This is a genomic window from Burkholderia reimsis (genome assembly GCF_003294055.1).
Classification (GTDB): domain Bacteria; phylum Pseudomonadota; class Gammaproteobacteria; order Burkholderiales; family Burkholderiaceae; genus Burkholderia; species Burkholderia cepacia.
This window is the reverse complement of record NZ_QMFZ01000078.1, coordinates 1-16,037: the sequence shown is the minus strand read 5'-3', so window position 1 is coordinate 16,037 and position 16,037 is coordinate 1. Positions and strand designations below refer to the sequence as shown.

The 16,037-nt window shown below is 64.4% G+C and carries 21 protein-coding genes and 1 pseudogene; 5 read left to right on the top strand and 17 right to left on the bottom strand.

Annotated features, from left to right (window positions below):
* Positions 1–44: 44 nt before the first annotated feature.
* A complete protein-coding gene (locus tag DPV79_RS43565; RefSeq protein WP_244321899.1) occupies positions 45–434 on the bottom strand; it encodes an HPr family phosphocarrier protein in 390 nt (129 codons plus the stop codon).
* 231 nt (positions 435–665) lie between these two features.
* Here DPV79_RS43565 and DPV79_RS40570 point away from each other — a divergent pair, with 231 nt between their 5' ends.
* Both DPV79_RS40570 and DPV79_RS40565 read left to right on the top strand, forming a co-directional pair.
* Complete coding sequence (locus DPV79_RS40570) at positions 666–1,004, top strand: zinc ribbon domain-containing protein YjdM (protein WP_113048065.1); 339 nt, start codon at positions 666–668, stop codon at positions 1,002–1,004.
* 40 nt (positions 1,005–1,044) lie between these two features.
* Positions 1,045–1,881 (top strand): class I SAM-dependent methyltransferase, encoded by an 837-nt coding sequence (locus tag DPV79_RS40565; RefSeq protein WP_021158208.1) that lies wholly within the window; start codon positions 1,045–1,047, stop codon positions 1,879–1,881.
* Positions 1,882–1,959: 78 nt separating this feature from the next.
* Here DPV79_RS40565 and DPV79_RS40560 read toward each other — a convergent pair whose 3' ends face one another.
* Both DPV79_RS40560 and DPV79_RS40555 read right to left on the bottom strand, forming a co-directional pair.
* Entirely contained in the window at positions 1,960–2,145 is a 186-nt protein-coding gene (locus DPV79_RS40560) for a ribbon-helix-helix protein, CopG family (protein ID WP_021158209.1), read from the bottom strand.
* A 96-nt stretch (positions 2,146–2,241) separates the two neighbouring features.
* Positions 2,242–3,000: a YoaK family protein gene (locus DPV79_RS40555; RefSeq protein WP_059687771.1), complete on the bottom strand. Its 759-nt coding sequence runs from the start codon at positions 2,998–3,000 to the stop codon at positions 2,242–2,244.
* A 251-nt stretch (positions 3,001–3,251) separates the two neighbouring features.
* Between DPV79_RS40555 and DPV79_RS40550 the strand changes: the two genes are divergently transcribed.
* Positions 3,252–3,602 carry a hypothetical protein gene (locus DPV79_RS40550; RefSeq protein ID WP_027792574.1) on the top strand — a complete coding sequence of 117 codons (351 nt, stop codon included), beginning with the start codon at positions 3,252–3,254 and terminating at the stop codon, positions 3,600–3,602.
* Entirely contained in the window at positions 3,599–3,811 is a 213-nt protein-coding gene (locus tag DPV79_RS40545) for a twin transmembrane helix small protein (RefSeq protein ID WP_006489184.1), read from the top strand. Before DPV79_RS40550 ends, DPV79_RS40545 begins: the two co-directional genes overlap by 4 nt.
* Positions 3,812–3,988: 177 nt before the next feature.
* On the opposite strand, the gene DPV79_RS40540 is transcribed toward DPV79_RS40545, so the two are convergent.
* From DPV79_RS40540 to DPV79_RS40515, 6 genes are all read right to left on the bottom strand, one after another.
* A complete protein-coding gene (locus DPV79_RS40540; RefSeq protein ID WP_059687772.1) occupies positions 3,989–4,306 on the bottom strand; it encodes a hypothetical protein in 318 nt (105 codons plus the stop codon).
* A 73-nt stretch (positions 4,307–4,379) separates the two neighbouring features.
* Positions 4,380–4,616 (bottom strand): hypothetical protein, encoded by a 237-nt coding sequence (locus DPV79_RS40535; protein ID WP_113048064.1) that lies wholly within the window; start codon positions 4,614–4,616, stop codon positions 4,380–4,382.
* A 260-nt stretch (positions 4,617–4,876) separates the two neighbouring features.
* Positions 4,877–5,089: a 30S ribosomal protein S21 gene (gene rpsU, locus DPV79_RS40530; protein WP_059687773.1), complete on the bottom strand. Its 213-nt coding sequence runs from the start codon at positions 5,087–5,089 to the stop codon at positions 4,877–4,879.
* Positions 5,090–5,122: 33 nt separating this feature from the next.
* Positions 5,123–5,332: a hypothetical protein gene (locus DPV79_RS40525; protein WP_042973949.1), complete on the bottom strand. Its 210-nt coding sequence runs from the start codon at positions 5,330–5,332 to the stop codon at positions 5,123–5,125.
* Between the two features lie 47 nt (positions 5,333–5,379).
* A complete protein-coding gene (locus tag DPV79_RS40520; RefSeq protein WP_027792578.1) occupies positions 5,380–5,664 on the bottom strand; it encodes a hypothetical protein in 285 nt (94 codons plus the stop codon).
* 894 nt (positions 5,665–6,558) lie between these two features.
* Positions 6,559–7,479, bottom strand: coding sequence for an AraC family transcriptional regulator (locus DPV79_RS40515; RefSeq protein WP_059687826.1), 921 nt, complete (start codon positions 7,477–7,479; stop codon positions 6,559–6,561).
* A gap of 139 nt (positions 7,480–7,618) precedes the next feature.
* Between DPV79_RS40515 and DPV79_RS40510 the strand changes: the two genes are divergently transcribed.
* Positions 7,619–8,584 carry an SDR family NAD(P)-dependent oxidoreductase gene (locus DPV79_RS40510; protein WP_113048063.1) on the top strand — a complete coding sequence of 322 codons (966 nt, stop codon included), beginning with the start codon at positions 7,619–7,621 and terminating at the stop codon, positions 8,582–8,584.
* A 563-nt stretch (positions 8,585–9,147) separates the two neighbouring features.
* Here the strand turns inward: DPV79_RS40510 and DPV79_RS40505 are convergent.
* From DPV79_RS40505 to pdxR, 8 genes and pseudogenes are all read right to left on the bottom strand, one after another.
* Positions 9,148–9,552, bottom strand: a complete 405-nt coding sequence (locus DPV79_RS40505; protein WP_113048062.1) for a cupin domain-containing protein — start codon at positions 9,550–9,552, stop codon at positions 9,148–9,150.
* A gap of 4 nt (positions 9,553–9,556) precedes the next feature.
* Positions 9,557–10,036 carry a carboxymuconolactone decarboxylase family protein gene (locus DPV79_RS40500; RefSeq protein ID WP_059587609.1) on the bottom strand — a complete coding sequence of 160 codons (480 nt, stop codon included), beginning with the start codon at positions 10,034–10,036 and terminating at the stop codon, positions 9,557–9,559.
* 155 nt (positions 10,037–10,191) lie between these two features.
* Positions 10,192–10,692, bottom strand: a complete 501-nt coding sequence (locus DPV79_RS40495) for an Ohr family peroxiredoxin (RefSeq protein WP_113048061.1) — start codon at positions 10,690–10,692, stop codon at positions 10,192–10,194.
* Positions 10,693–10,987: 295 nt separating this feature from the next.
* A complete protein-coding gene (locus DPV79_RS40490) occupies positions 10,988–11,446 on the bottom strand; it encodes an MEKHLA domain-containing protein (protein WP_060062894.1) in 459 nt (152 codons plus the stop codon).
* 86 nt (positions 11,447–11,532) lie between these two features.
* Positions 11,533–12,336 (bottom strand): lipid II flippase Amj family protein, encoded by an 804-nt coding sequence (locus DPV79_RS40485; protein WP_021158223.1) that lies wholly within the window; start codon positions 12,334–12,336, stop codon positions 11,533–11,535.
* Positions 12,337–12,558: 222 nt separating this feature from the next.
* Positions 12,559–13,563 carry a DedA family protein/thiosulfate sulfurtransferase GlpE gene (locus DPV79_RS40480; protein ID WP_113048060.1) on the bottom strand — a complete coding sequence of 335 codons (1,005 nt, stop codon included), beginning with the start codon at positions 13,561–13,563 and terminating at the stop codon, positions 12,559–12,561.
* A 177-nt stretch (positions 13,564–13,740) separates the two neighbouring features.
* Positions 13,741–14,240: pseudogene (locus tag DPV79_RS40475) on the bottom strand (Ohr family peroxiredoxin).
* 292 nt (positions 14,241–14,532) lie between these two features.
* The coding region (gene pdxR / locus DPV79_RS40470) for a MocR-like pyridoxine biosynthesis transcription factor PdxR (protein ID WP_482764120.1) at positions 14,533–16,037 on the bottom strand (1,505 nt) is incomplete at its 5' end.

Sequence of the window (16,037 nt, the reverse complement as noted above, 5' to 3'; positions counted from 1 at the left end):
GATTCGGGGTGGGCGGGATGCCGTGACGCCGGGTGGCGCGCGAATCAGCGCGCTTGCAGCACGGGAAGCAGCGCCTGCAGCGCCGCCTCCTCGTCGGGGCCGGTGGCCAGCACTTGCGCGGACGTGCCGCCGTGCACCTGCAGCGCTGCGACGGCGGCGCTGTCCTTTGCGTTGCTGCTGATCCCGTTCGCGATCAGCAGTATGTCGCTGTCGAAGCCGCGCGCCGCGTCGACGGCTGCTTTTCGTGCGGCGCCGCCGCGGTTGCGGTTCCACGCGGGGCCGATTTCAACGTACACGACGGTTGCCACGATGTCGGAAAGCCTCAGAACGGGGAATCGGTGTGCGGTGCCGGGCCGGCGCTGCGCCTGGCGCGCGTGAAACACGCTTTCGCGCGTCACCCGGAGAAGCCGGCGGCGAGGCCGGGGTGTGTGCATCCTGCGTGGATGTGCCGGCATTCTCGGGGAAACAGGTTGCAAATCCGGCGAACGGCGCGAAAGCGGTGATTATAATACAGCGGTCAAGATATGTGAATTGCATTATAATGCCGTGTGCGCCGACGGCGGTCCGCCGATCCGTCGGCGTGTGCCGTCAGGCCGGCCGGGCAACGCTGCCAGCGCGCCCGGCATTTTTATCGACGACCCAACTCATCCTGAATGGAAGCTGCAATGAACGCCGCCCCCGCCTGCCCGCAATGCGCGATGGAAAACACTTACCCGGACGGCACGCTGACCGTATGCGCGGACTGCGGCCATGAATGGTCGGCCGGTGCCGAAACCGGTGACGAGCCTGCCGGCGACGTCGTCAAGGACGCGAACGGCAACGTGCTGTCGGATGGCGATTCGGTCGTGCTGATCAAGGACTTGCGCGTGAAGGGCTCATCGATCACGCTGAAGATGGGCACCAAGGTCAAGAGCATCCGGCTCGTCGGCGGCGATCATGAGGTCGACTGCAAGACCGACATGGGCGGCTTCATGCTGAAGGCCTGCTACCTGAAGAAGGTCTGAGTGTACCCGCACCAATCGACTGCTTGATCGACTTCCCGCCATGGCCGAGGAACGATTTTCCTACGATGCGTTCGTCAGGTTCCTGGCGACGCCGCTGAACGACGGCCGGCCGTTCGTGCTGGAGACGCAGCACGCGCTTTCGCTCCATTTCGACCATTTCGGCACGCAGAGCTTCATGTCGCTCCGGGATCCGGGCCGGCTCGAGCTCGGCTATACACGCGTGATGATGGGCTTTCTGCTGCTGCAGCCGGAGCCCGCGCACATCTGCATGCTCGGGCTCGGCGGCGGTTCGCTGGCGAAGTACTGCTACCGGCACCTGCCCGGTGCGGCGATCGACGCGGTCGAGATCAACCCGGACGTGATCGCGCTGCGGGACGTATTCAGGATTCCTGCCGATGACGGCCGGTTCAAGGTGGTGTGCGCCGACGCCGCGGATCACCTGGAAAGGGCGGAGGTCCGGACGGACGTGATCCTGCACGACGCGTTCGTCGCGGACGGCATGCGTGGCCGGTGCACGGGCGCCGCATTCCTCGCTGCGTGCCGGGCGCGCCTGAGTGATACCGGCGTACTGGCGATCAACTTCATGGACGACGATCCGGCGTTGCCGCAACATCTCGAGCAACTGCGAGCGGTGTTCGGTGCGTCGTATACGCTGGTGCCGTGCGGCGACGACAACAACTACATCGCGTTTGCGTGGAAGGGCGGCCAGCGGCTGCCGTCACTCCGCATCCTGCTCGAACGCGCACTTGCGTGCGCACAGGCCGGCGAGCTCAAGCTCGGGGCCACGGCGAGACGCATGAAGGCCGGGGAGTGCATCGAGCCACAGCGGCTGGTGCAGCGTACGCAGCCTCCGGGGCGGTGGGAGATTGGCGCGTAATCGGAGTCAAGCGCGGCATCAAGCGCGGCGTCAAGCGGCTTTTAAGCGCCGCCGCGTGCGTGGCCGGTGCGGCCGCGCTTACTTCACGCGCTTGCCGAGCGCGCTCTTGGTCTTGTACGTCACGCCGTGACGGTCGAGATACTCGCGGATCAGTTGCCGCACGACTTGCGAAGGCGTGAGATCCTGCTCTGCGCAGAGCATCTCGAATGCTTCCTTCTTCGCGGGATCGATCAGGACGGTCAGGCGGGCGGTTTTTGTTTCCATTGCGGGGCGAGGGTGGTCGGTATGTTAATCAAATTATAATCGATGAGCCTTCGGCGCTACTACCGAACACGCGGGGAAGCGCGGCCGGGTGCGCGCTCAGCGCTTGCTGCGGACCAGCGCGAGCAGGTCGTCGATCACCGGTACGATCGCCAGCGTGACGAGCACCGCGGCGAGCGGCACGGTCGATACGTAGCCGACATGCTTGAAGCCGATTGCGCCGGCCAGGCCGCCGATGAAGAACGACGAAAGCATCGTTGCATGAATCCGCAGCTTCGAGCGGTTGGCGACCACCGCATGCGCGTCGACGTCGATCGCCGACCGGTTCCAGTAGAACAGCTTCCCGAGTTCGATACCGAGGTCGGTCACGATGCCGGTCATGTGTGTGGTGCGGATCTCCGCGCCCGACAGCTTCGTGATCGTCGCGTTCTGAAGCCCCATGATGAAGCACAGCAGCGTCACGGTCACCGGCACGAAGAAGGTTTCCCACAGCGCGAGATGGCTGCCGAGCAGCCCGAACAGAAGCAGCAGCGCGGCCTCGACCAGCAGCGGCAGCATGAACTGGCTGTGCAGGCCGCGACGGCGGCCCCAGTTGACGAGGATCGCCGAGCAGCTGGCGCCGATCAGGAACGACCCCAGCGAGCTGATGCCGGCCAGCGCGAGCCGCACGTCGCCGAGCGCTGTCTGGTCGGCGATCGCCGATACGATGCCGCTCATGTGCGACGTGTATTGCTTGACCGCGAGGAAGCCGCCGGCATTGGCCGCGCCGGCGACGAACGCCAGCGAAAACCCGAGCTGACGGTTTGCGGTCGCGCTGCGGTGTTTTCCCGTCAGGTTTCGAAAGTACTGCGCTGGCATGGTGGCTTCGCTCAATCGCCGCGGATCGCGGGCACGGACATGAAAACCGGCGCCGGGTGGCAGGGCGGGAACGCCGCATGCGTACGGGCGCCGGGTCTCTTGAATCATGTGACGAACATGATAATGTCATTATCATACTCTGTCAGCCGTATGGGGCTGACAGTACAATGTCGTGCTGCGCGGACCGGCCGCGGCTTCGCTGCCGCATTGCCGTGCCGCCCGCATTCGCGATCACTTCTGCCTACCGTTTCATGACCCCGATCAAGTTCATCCTTCGCTACACTGCGATCCCGTTCACGGCCATCGTGGCCGTGGTGATCTGGACAGTCATACCATCGTCGAAAGAGATCGATGCGAGACAATATGCGGCGCTGTCGCGCGCGTACGCGAGTTTCCCGCTGCCGTTCCGGCGCGAGATCTCGGAAACGATGGACCACGGCCGGATCAACGACCGGCGCTACCAGGCGCTCGTGCGCGATTCGCTGGGCAACGGCGTCGCGCTGGACTGGCCGGCGTCGGGTGTCGGCGCGCTCGCCGACGAGCGGCAAAAACTGGCCGAACTGATTCAGGCCGATTCAGATCTTCAAGGGCATCACCAATGAAAACTCTGCTGGTTTCCGTGGCATTCGCGATGATCATCGCGAGCCTGATCTTCGCGCTGTATTTCATGAATCACGATCGCGGCAAGTCCAAGCGGATGGCATGGTCGCTCGCGGCACGCGTCGGGCTGTCGGTCACGCTGTTCCTGTCGCTGCTGATCGCTTACAAGCTCGGCTGGATCGAGCCGACGGGGTTGCCGATCGGCCGCTGAACGACGAACGCCCCGTTGCAGGCGGGGCGTTCGCGGATATTCGCTTTTTTCGAGGCGAGTGACGATGCGATTGCGTACGCGACGTAATGGGCGGAGGGATGACCGGCCGTTCAATCCGGCTGAGGGCAAAGGGGCGGCGGCACAACGGCGGCTCGAGCTTCGGGCATCGTGGATGCGTTACGGCCTGGGGTGCTTCATTTCCTCGGCTTCCATCGCGGCGAGTCGTTCTTCACGTGCGGATACGGACTCCATGGCTTCGTCGATCGAGGCCAACGCATATTCGCAGGCCAGTTTCACTTCTTCGACGGTAGCCTCCGGCGTCTCGTCGTCGCTTGGCGGAGGGGAAAGCATGTCTCCGAGCATCATCGCCAACTCAGGGGTGTCCCACGCTTCGCCCTTTTGCGCCTTCTTCTTTATATAGTGCCGGATTTCCGCGTCCTGCTCGGGCGAGAGTGGAAGGTGTCGAAACGTGTTGCCTGGGTTGGCGTCGATCATGATGGTGCTCCCGGGATTGCTCCCTGCAATGCGCGTGCACCCGGAAAAAGAGGGGCGAAGAAGGAATCGGCTCCTATCGTCGGGAGCGTGAATCCTGAATGCGTTCGAGGCGTGCCAGGAGTTCGTCCACCTGGAGCGAGAGAACCTTGTTGCGCTCGGATTGCGTGCGGAGCTTGTTGAGCTTGACTCTCCAGTACGCTGGATCGTTGACGGTCGATCTGTTGATGAACGCGTGTTGCGCTTGCTCAAGCAGCCCGATTGCTCGTCTGATATGGGCCAACTCGCGTTCCGCGTCGCAGTACCAGCTCATGTTCTTCGCCTTCTGATTATGGTTTTCATTTTGACTTGCTGCACGGCGAGCGCACGTGCGCTCGCTCGAAAGGCGATGCTGGAGTCAATTTCGGGCAGCACCACGGCTGCATGGCGTGACGGGCGTACTGATCATCCTTCTTGCGGCTGCGAGGCTGCCGGCCGGCTTGCAGCCTGCGTCGTCCGGCCACCGTAATTCATGCCTGGGGCCGGGATGGCGACGCAAGCGGGCCTCCGGCCGGCACGGCGTGCACGATGTTCCTAGAACATTTTGCGGGGCGGCATCAGGCGTTTCGTCCGCAAGCGCTGCCTGGCAACGGCACTGGCCTTTTTCCGCTTGCGCTCCGTCGTGGGCTTTTCGTAGCTGGTGCGACTGCGCAACTCCCGAATCAACCCGGTCTTCTCGATACTGCGCCGGAATCGTCGCAGCGCGACATCGATTGGTTCGTTGACCTTCAGTGTGATGGTTGTCATGTAACTCCTGGTTGAAAACGGTCGACAGGAAAACTAGCCGAGTCGTGTCATGACGGTGCTTGCGATCTCGTCAGATTCGAATTCCGAATACCCGGCTCCGATTGAAAAGGCACGCACAGCCGCGAACATCTGCAGCTCCTGTTGATGACATAGCGCGGAATGGGTCATTCCAGCGGGCAGGACAGCGTCGCTCCGAGTGACCTTGCACCCTCTGATCAGGTCAAGAAGTTCGTCGACGATCATTTCGTCCTCCAAATTGCTGGAAAGTTACTTTGCCATCGTGAGTCGCGTCAGACGGCGCTCGAAAAGAAGCCCTGCTTTTCGCGATTTTCGTCGATGACACTTTCGGCGTAGCGCAATGACGCACGACGTGCGTCACCGGCGGTATCGAACGGACTGTCGTCGAGAAGCCTGAACGTCTGGCTCTGCGTCAGCGTATCGGTGGTGCCGCGAAGACAAATCTTGACCGCTGCGTCGAAGCCGGCATCGTAGTTATGCGGGTTGCCATCCAACGCAGGCACGTGTGGGTAAATCAGTGGATAGATCTCGAATCCACGGTAAATATGCATGCTCATCATGAACTCCCGGCGATCGATTGCGGCGACTCGCAAGGACGAGCGTATACAGCCAGCATCGCCTGATGCATGGCGCGGCGGGTCGGTGTGAAAGGGACAAACGTTGCGAGCGAGGCGGTACGCGACGCAACACGGTGGCGAGTGGAGGGCGAGCGGGCAAACAGCAAACGGGCGCTCGAATGAAACCATCATACGCGCATCGTCGATCGGGTGTCCATCTTATTTCGACCGCGACGACGCAACTGCCTCGACAACCGGTCGACGCCGACCATTCATGCCTCGTACGGAAAACGAAACTTTTCCCCATTTAGCGGCATGGGGCAGGGGGATATGCACCTGATGTTGCTTGCCGAAATTGTGACAGCCGTCGAATCGACAGGGGGCCCGCGTCTGGACGTCAATGCGAAGGCAGTGTCAGCCGCCAGCCGATGCACGTCGTTCCGTGATGCGGGCGGTAAGCCCGCGCGATCATTCGATTGGCGTTCGACGAAACGGGATTCGGCACATCGCGCGCATGCCACTGCAGGCGGGCGTAGACAAAAATGGGGTTGTCACCGTTTGCGAAGCAATGATGTCAATTCGCCAGTCGTCGGTCGACAGGTGCGGAACCCTGGTGAACTCACGCGATTGCGCGCCACGCACTGAAGTTGCCACCGGGGGAGGCTATGCAAAAGCTTCTGCCACCTTTCGATACGGCCGTCACGACGGGGACGCTCGTGGTCGCGCGTTGTGTCGATTGCGAGTTTTATCTGACAATAATGCTATTGTGATAAGAATACTTATCCCGATGATGTTGATCGGAGTGAATCCCATCGGCGGATGGCAGCATCACTGGCGTGACTGAAACGGGTTCTGGGGGCACCAACAGAGGCCGTAGCGTGGCGGGCGATGACGCTAGCCGCCCGCCCCGCCCGTGATGTCATGTCGATAGGCACGGGGAGAGCAACCCGCGATGCGCTTGAACGCGTGTCCGAACGCGCTATCCGAGTCGTAGCCGAGCATTTGCGCGATTGCCGATATCGATGCGTTCGAGCGTCGCAGTTCCCGCATCGCGAGCTGCACGCGCCAGCGCAGTACGTACTCGAGCGGCCCGAATCCCAGCCGCCGCTTGAAGTGCAGCGCGAACGTCGACCGCGATACGTGGCAGCAGGTCGCGAGTTCGTCGACTGTCCAGCGTCGTGCCGGCTCCGCATGAATGGCGACAAGCGCGGTGCTCACCCGGGAATCCGCGAACCCGGCAAGCCATCCGACATCGCTGTTCGCGCCGTCGTCCACGTAGCGGCGCAGGATCTCGACCAGCATCATGTGGCCGAGATGCCGAACCATCAGCGACGCCCCCGGCGATGGTTTGCCGAACTCATGTGCGAGCCGCTGCAGCGCCCAGCGCAACACCGCCGCTTGTTCGGAGTCGCCGCTCACGATCACCACGGGCGGCAGGCTGCCAAGCAGCAGCGGCATGCCTTCCTCGTACGAGAAGCGGCCGCCGATCAGAAAGCAGTTCGCCGGTTCGCCATAGTGCGCGATGCCGTGTTCGACGTTCCGGTACACGTCGGCGGCAGGGACCGGCGTCACAGATGGATCGCTCGCCAGCGAAAATGCCCGCGGCGATGCGAGCAGGAAGCAGTCTCCCGTGCGCAGCCGGATCGGCGCCCCGGCGCCGTCGACGGTCAGCCAGCAACTTCCCTCGACAACCGCATTGAACTTGATTCCCTCGGGCGGGGGAATGGCAACCGCCCACTGGCCGCCTGCTCTCAGGCCGGTGAAATACGAGTCGCGCGTTTCCAGCAGCGACAGCACTTCCGACAGGGGATCCACGTTCAAGCTCCGGACGATCTCGACGAAAAATCGGATTCTATTGCATTCACAGTCCGGGGGCGCCGCCGGAAAATGGCCTCGTGCAGTGACGCGACCGACAGGCGGGCGCGTGCTTCACGCATCGTTCCAGGAGCCTTCGATGACGAGCAGGCAACACCCCCTTCATTCCGGATTCGGCGCAGCATCGACGGCAAGCGATGTACTGGCCGATCTCGACCTTCGTGGCAAGACCGCCATCGTCACGGGCGGCCATTCGGGCCTCGGCCTGGAAACGACGCGCGCGCTGGCGCAAGCCGGTGCGACCGTTGTCGTCGGCGCACGGCACGTCGATGCCGCACGCGAAGCAACGCGCGGCATCGACGGTGTGGAGATTGCGGCACTCGACCTCGCCGATCTAGCGAGCGTGGCCGCATTCGCGGCGCGGTTCGTCGATGCGCGGCGCGACGTGGACATCGTCATCAACAGCGCGGGCATCATGGCGTGCCCGGAGACGCGCGTCGGCGACGGCCGGGAAGCGCAGATGGCCGTCAATCATCTTGGCCATTACGCACTTGTCAACGGACTGTGGCCCGTGCTCGCGCATGGCGGCGGCGCCCGCGTGGTTGCAGTGTCGTCGCTCGGGCACCGGCTGTCGCCGATTCGCTGGGATGACGTCCAGTTCGCACACGGCTACGACAAATGGCTCGCGTACGGGCAGTCGAAGACCGCCAACGCGCTGTTCGCGGTGCAGCTCGACGCGCTGGGCGCCCCGTTCGGTGTCCGCGCCTATTCGCTGCATCCGGGCAAGATCGCGACGCCGCTGCAGCGTCATCTGACACGTGAAGAGATGATGGCGCAGGGCTGGGTGGACGAGCACGGTGTGCCGGTCGATCCGACTTTCAAGACGCCGGCCCAGGGTGCCGCAACCCAGGTATGGGCGGCAACGTCGCCGCGCCTTGCGGCGATCGGCGGTATCTATTGCGAGGATTGCGACGTCGCGGTCGTCACGCAGGGAAACGAGGAATCCGGCGTGCGGCCGCATGCGATCGATCCGGATGAGGCGGCGCGTCTGTGGGCGTGGTCCGCGAAGCTGACCGGAATCGATGCCTTTGCGGCGAGCCGCTGACGGCCGGGCGCGTACGACGGAGGGCACAGGCACCGGCGGAGACAGCGCATGCGGCCGGCGCGAGATCCGCGCGCGGCCACTTGGTCACGCGTCGCGCGAAGCGCGCGGCTCATCTCCGCGATCGGTATCGCGGAAAGCGAGTCGGAGTTCGAGACACGTGCATCGAAGGTTGATGCGAGTTGGCCGATCGCGAAGCTTGAGACAGCGATTGATTCCAGTCAGGAGGGGGCAGTTCACGGCGGCCGATTGCCGCCGAGAACACGGTGCATATATCAGAGGGCGGTAAGCAAGATCAGGCCGATGGTCGCATCCGCCGTGTCAACCGGGTCAGGTTCCGACGCCACCACGGTGCGCCGGCGCCCGATCGGGCGATCGCCCGTCGCGTATCCGTTCAAGTCGCTCGATCGCCTCAACGTGGCCTCAAACACGAATCGATCCGCTGCTGTCTGCCGATCCGAAGTGGATCGAGTCGTCGCCGTACACGAAACACATGGGTTCGACGCATTGTCGCGATCGAAACCGGCGAAGCGGCCCGCCGTTACCGGGCCGCGACGACGATTGCACTACTTCACGGGGGTGAGAACCGGTGCGCCTTTGTTCTTGATCAGGAACACGACGAATTTTGCCGGCTTCGTGCTGCTGGCATTTCGCCCGACCGTGTGGACGTCCTCCGGGCCTTCGTGGAACGTGTCGCCGGCATGGAGCGTGACCTCCTTGCCGCCGTTCAGGCCCATCACGATGCTGCCGTCGAGCACGTAGACGAAGGCGTGCGCGTCGTGACGATGAACGGGGTCGACGCTGCCGGGCGGATAGTCCACGACGATCATCTGGACTTCCTTGCCCGGATACTCGGGCAACGGCTCCGTGGTCAGCGGCGTGACCTTCGCGTGCGGTGCGGCGACGGCGGGCTCAACGGCCATCAGCAGCGACGATACCAGCGGCGCGAGTACGAGCATGATGCGTTTCATGTCGTCACTCCAGGTTGGCCTTGTCGAGCCCGAACATCTTGTCGAACGATCCCGGCACGATGCGGAATGCGACATTCAGCCGGTTCCAGCTATTGATGGCGCCCACGAGGACGGTGAGATCCGACAATTCCTGCTCGGAATAGTGTTCCCGCATGCGTGCGTAGAGGTCGTCCGGCACGCCATGCGCGGGGAGGCGGGTCAGTACCTCGGTCCATTCCAGCGCGGCGCGCTCGCGGGGTGAAAACAGCGTCGATTCGAGCCAGATCGCAACGTGGTGCAGGCGCAATTCACGCTCGCCATGAATCTTTGCCATCTTGATGTGCATGTCGACGCAGAATGCGCAGCCGTTGAGCTGCGATGCCCGGATCTCGACGAGCTCGCGCACCGGTGCCTCGATCGTCGTCTTCTGAAACAAGCCGTCCAGCTCGATGAGCTTCCTGGTCAGTTCCGGCGATTGCTGAAAGTAGTTGATACGTTGCGTCATGATCTGTTCTCCTGATCGGTTGAAGCGGTGCCGCCGGCGCGTCGGATGGCGATTCGCCGCAGCACCTGCCCGGCAACCATCGTAATCGTGCGCCCCGGGGGCCAGTAGTACCGGCAAGGTGCGCACTCTGTTGCCGCTTCCGCACCAGTCGCTCATCAAGCTGACACGGCGATGAAACCGCATATGCCTTGTCGTGCCATCTTCGTATAAGGACAGAGACGTTCCGTGTCGCGTACGAGACCTTCCGCGACGGGCAACTCGACACCCGGCATGCGGACGGTGACGTTGGCAACCAGCGCATATCCGCCATCTACCGGATCGCGGCCGAACGAGACTTCGACGGTGACGGTCGTTTCCCGGATATCGACCCGCGCGCGTTGCGCCAGCAGGCTCAGCGCGCCGTGAAAGCACGCGGCGTAACCGGCGGCAAATAGCTGCTCGGGATTGGTGCCGCCGCCCGGGCCGCCAAGTTCGACAGGTGCGCGCAGATCGAGGGCGAGACTGCCGTCGTCGGATTTCGCGACGCCCGATGCGCGGCCGTGCCTGGATGTACCGCCAGAAACCGTGACCGTGGTCGTGTAGAGCGGGGCGAATTCCTTCCCGCGGTATTTGTCGAGCAGTGTCAGCGGCGGAGGTTGCAACCTCTCGTTCTCCATATGCCTCCCGGTTGCTGGTATGGCCAACGCGAACGTCTCTCGTACCTTGCGTATCGTGGCGCTGCGTTGTTCTTCGAAGCGAATCAGCGCAACGGCGCAGCGCTTGCCTGCCAGTCAATCCCCACGAGCGCCATCCCGTTGATGGACCACACGTGCTTGCATGCTAGGCAACGACGAGCCGACGCACCAGATCGACTCGGGACGCATGGTGTTGCCCGTTCCGCACCAATGCAGTCGATGGAAGGGGGAGGCGTGCAGGGCGGCCAGCCCCTGGTCCAGACACCGGGTCGTCCGATCAGATGTCACGCGTGCGCGGGATGACAACCGCTTGGCCGTGCAGTGTGCCGTCGGCGTCGAGTAGTTGCCACAGCGTGGCTTCCTCGATCATGAAGCGCTGGCCTGACTTGGTGACCCGCACGCCCTTGTAGCCCGCTTCGTAGCCGAGCCGCTGTACGCGTGCGAGGAATTGCTGCCGCTCCTCGCGATTCGGGGCCTCGGCCGAAAGTCGGGACGGCAGTCGGGTGATTTCATCCCAGCTGTACCCGAACCGGCGCTGCGCGGCCTTGTTGCCGTAAATAAAGACCGGGTCGGGATCGGTGTTGTGCGCGAGTACCGCGAACGGCGCATGCTCATAGAGCCATTCGGTGGCTTCGTCCACGTGCATGGCCTGAGGCACCAGGGGACGGCCAAGCAGCCGGGCGTAGCTGTCGGCAAGGAGCTGATAGAACGCTGGATTGCGGTGGAGCGGGATCATCTGGGACATCTCGACGGAGATCGTGGGCCCGTCTGCGCGACTGTGTGGGTGCCTACGATACAGCATCCGCAGACTACTATTCCTGGTTAAATGATTTCCGCAACACGGACGATGACCCACGCCGCCGGAACGAGCGCCGCCTGAGCGCACAGCGTGCCGAGAACCCGCGCACCGGCGAGCGTCGTGATGGCCCGCCGGAAGCTGTTTTCCGATATCCGGCCCTCGATGACATCGTCGGTCATGACGGAAACCTGCGGGTCGATGACGACGGCCAGCACCACGGTCGCGAAGCCGTTGATGACGGACGACAGGTTCGCGCATGTCACCCTCAGGTCGGGTTTCAGGTAACCCGCATACAGCGATGCGAACACACCGACCGTCCAGATCGCCATGGCCGCCACGTTCAGCACGATGACTTTCCAGGACACGCCGGTGCTCGCGGTCAGCTGCGTGACGTTGTGGCGGGAAGGCAATCGTGCGCCCACGCGAAGATAGTTGACGCCGGCGCGACTGCAGGCGTCCACCAGCAGCCGCGGAATCGAACGGTTCACCTGGAAATGCTCGACGGCGCGGCTGAAATAACGCTGGAAAGTCGGGATCAGGAAGGCGCCAGCAATGCTCGCCACGGTGGCGCTCAGCAGGAAGAGCCGGAAATCGGTGAGCAACCCGCTGCCCATCCGATGCGCAATATCCATTTCGACCCGTTTCGCGATGAACGGCCCCTGGAAGGAGTTGGCCGTCCGGGAAACCAGCGCGATGATCCCGAACAAGGAGAACGACAGGGCGATCCGGCGCGTTCGAACGCCGGCAATCCGCACCGCATAGGCCAGTGTCGCGATCACATGGATGACGAATGTAAGCCCGCAAATGATCCAAAGCTGACTGTCCATGCTGTGACGGCGCGTGTGGCGGAGGCATGAGTGTACCCGAGCAAAGTACCGGCCCGGTTGTCGCGAGGTGCGCAGTCGCGGGAGCGCAAGGCCCGGTTCGCCGACGATCGGGGCGGGGGACGCGCAAAGCCGGCGCAGCAAGAGTCGTGACGCCGATTTCGGCCGCCCGTCGCACGAGCCGGGCGATACGCGCTGCTTCGGCGCATGAGGGCGCCATGGCGGTCACTGCGTGAAAAGCTGCTGCCCGGCGACGCCGATTGCCGTGTCGTTCATCGCGATCATCGGTTCCACGTCGAAGCCGGCGACACGCCATGCATCGATGCCGCCGGTGAGCGGCAAGGCGAGCCTGACGCCGGACAGCCGCAACTGCCTGGCCACCGATGCGGCAGACGCTTCGTGCGGACACGCGCAATAGATGACCAGCGTCCGGTTCGTTCCATAGCGCTCCATGATCTGGCGGGGCTGGTGTTCATCGGCGATCAGCGCGCCCGGAATGACAAACGGATCGCGCGTTCTCCCCTCGGCGGAACGGATATCGATCACGGCCGGCCGCGGCTTGTTCGCGAGCAGCGCATGCAATTCGCCCGCGCTGATCCGCGCGTTCCCGAGCGCATTTGCCATCATCTGCCTGCGGCAGTAGCCATACAGAAAGTACAGCACCGGGGCGATGCCGATCACGACGAGCGCTTGCCAGCCGAGACGGGCGACAGTCGCGAAGATCGCGTCGATCTGCGACGCGAACAGCGTACCGACGGCGAGGCCGATCGACGCCCACAGCGCAATGCCGGCGCAATCGTGCAGGACGAAGGCGCGCACCCGGACGGCCATCGCACCGCAGAGCGGAACGGCAACGAGCGAAAGGCCGGGTACGAACCGTGCCACGACGAGCACGCGAACGCCCCAGCGTCCGAAAAAGCGCTCGGTCGTCGTGACGCACGCTTCGCGCGACGGCGACAGGCCGCAGACGGTGTGAAGCGTGCGCTTGCCGTACCGTTTGCCTCCCTGGAACCAGACCAGATCGCCGAGCAGGCCGCCGATCACGGCGGCACCCAGTATCGTCAGGAAATGCAGCAGCGTCGACGACCCGACATGCGCGACGAGCGCGGTGCCAGCACCTACCGTGATCAACGTCGGTATGGCAGGCAACGGGAGGCCGAGCGAAGACCCGAGCACGTTCAGGAATACGACCCATGTGCCGTACCGCGCGATCAATTCATGCGACATCATGATCTACCCGCCGGCGCCGAATCGCACCGACGCGCTGGCAGCGGGTAATCCGCTGGCATCGTTCGGCTGATCGGTCCGCGCCCCGCGCGTGTCGCGAGATGCGCGGCGGGGCGTGCATCTCGCGGCGGTTGAAGGACGTCGGCGACAAGACGCCGCTGCGGCACGCAAGGCGTCGATTCAGTCGACGACGGTCATGATGTTGACGGTGCCTTGCCGCGCCATCTTTGCATACGGGCACAGGCGCTCGGCGGCGCGGACCATTTCCTCCGCGAGGCTGCGATCGACGCCCGGCATCCGCACCCGAACGTCGACGAGCAATGCAAAGCCACCGTCCATCGGATCGCGGCCGAACGACGCCTGCACTTCCACGGCCGTATCGGGGCCGCCATTTCGGCGCGTTTCCCGAGCAGATTGAGCGCGCCGTGGAAGCACGCGGCGAACCCTGCGGCGAACAACTGCTCCGGATTGGTCCCGTTGCCGGGCCCGCCGAACTCGGCGGGCAGGCGCAGATCGACCGCGAGATTGCCGTCGTCGGAGCGGGCCACGCCGGATGCGCGGCCGTGTCCCGTCTCGCCGCCGGAAACGGTGACGGTCGTCGTGTAAAGGGGTTGAAAGTCACGGCCCCGATACCTGTCGAGGAGAGACAGCGAGGGGGCCTGCAGCTTCTTGTCATCCATGATGCCTGCTCGAGTTCAGCGACGCGCTTCGACGGTCGAAACGTCTTGCGAAGGGGGCTGCACGCCCCACGCGAATTGCGTCTGCCGCGAAGGGTGGGTGTCGAGCGATCGTGTGACGAATACGGCAATCGCCCGGTGCAGCCTGATTCCTGGTTCGTCCACGAAAGAACGACGTGTCCATGCTAGAGGCGTGCACATGGCGGCGGTATAGCCGTTCAGGGCGATTGTCTGTTTCCCGTCGGACACCAATCCGGAACCCGGCGCGCCGGGCGCAGCCGCGAATTTCCGTGCGTCAGCGGTCCAGGCACGCGCGCAGCGTGTGCGCGTGACGGTGCGCTTCGGCCGCATCGACGACGTTCGCGAACCCGATGACGAGCCCGCGCGGCGTCTGCGGCGTGTGGCTGTTCGTATACCAGATCGAGAGCGGCAGGATCGCAAGGCCCGCTTCGCGGGCGCGCGCGGCGACGGCGACGTCGTCGACCGGCCCGTCGGGCCCGTCCGGAAACTGCACCGCGAACTGGATTCCGCCGGGCGGCAGCTCCACGATCAGCCGCTCGCCGAACGCCTGCCGCAATGCGTTCACGATCAGCGTGCGCCGTTCGCCGTACAGCGTACGCATCCGCTTCAGGTGCCGGGCAAAGTGCCCCTGTTCGATGAAATCCGCCAGGGCGGCCTGCAGCAGTGTCGGCGATCCGGCATTCATGCTGCATGCGACGCGGTCGACACGCTCTATCGCGCGCTCGGGCACGACCGCGTAGGCGAGCCGCAAACCGGGATACATCGCCTTGCTGAAGGTACTGCAATAGATCACGTGATCCCGCCGGTCGAGACTCTTCAGCGCCTGCAGCGGGCGGCCGAGATAGCGAAACTCGCTGTCGTAGTCGTCCTCGACGATCCAGCCCGACGTCTTTTCCGCCCAGTCCAGCAGTGCGATGCGCCGGGCCAGCGACAGGGTGTGCCCGAGCGGACTCTGATGCGACGGCGTCACCAGCGCGAAGCGCGCGTGCGCGTCAAGCTGCTTGCCGCGCTCGACGTCGATGCCCTCGGCGTCCACCGGTACCGGAACGAGCTGCACACCGGTCTCGGACAGGAAGGTGCGGGCCAGCAGGTAGCCGGGGTCCTCGAACCATACGCGATCGTTCGGCCGCGCGAGGCTGCGCAGCACGAGTTCCAGCGTGGCGCGATAACCACCGGTGATGAACACCTGTTCCGGCACGCAGGTGACGCCGCGCGACAAGCCGAGATAGGTGGCGATGTGCTCGCGCAGCGGCCGGTAGCCGGCCGGATTCGGGTAGCCGAGCAACGCGCGTTCGGCGCTGCGTGCACGTTGGGACACGAGCCGGTGCCACACCTTGCGCGGAAACGCGTCCAGTGCGGGGAGCCCCGGTTGCAACGGGCGCGGCTCGCCGCTCAGCGCGACCGCGATCGGCTGTGGGCGGCGCGGAGGCGGATGCTCGCGCGACTTGCCCGGCACCCGGAGGGGGGCAGCGTCGGGGCGCGATGCCTGTTCGTCGCCGCGCGCGGGCGTCGGCCGCGTCAGCGATTTCGGCAGGGACGGCGAGACGAACGTGCCGGCCGCGCCGCGCATCTGCAGATAGCCCTCGTCGACCAGGATCGTGTACGCCTGCTCGACGGTGCCGCGCGCCGTGTTCAGCTGCGTCGCGAGGCCGCGCAGCGCGGGCACGCGATCGCCGGGGCGCAGATGGCCCGCCGCGATCGCGGTTCTGAATCGCTCGCAGATCTGCAGGTAGATCGGCAACTGATGGTGCCGGTCGATTTCGATGGTCAGGGCGGGCG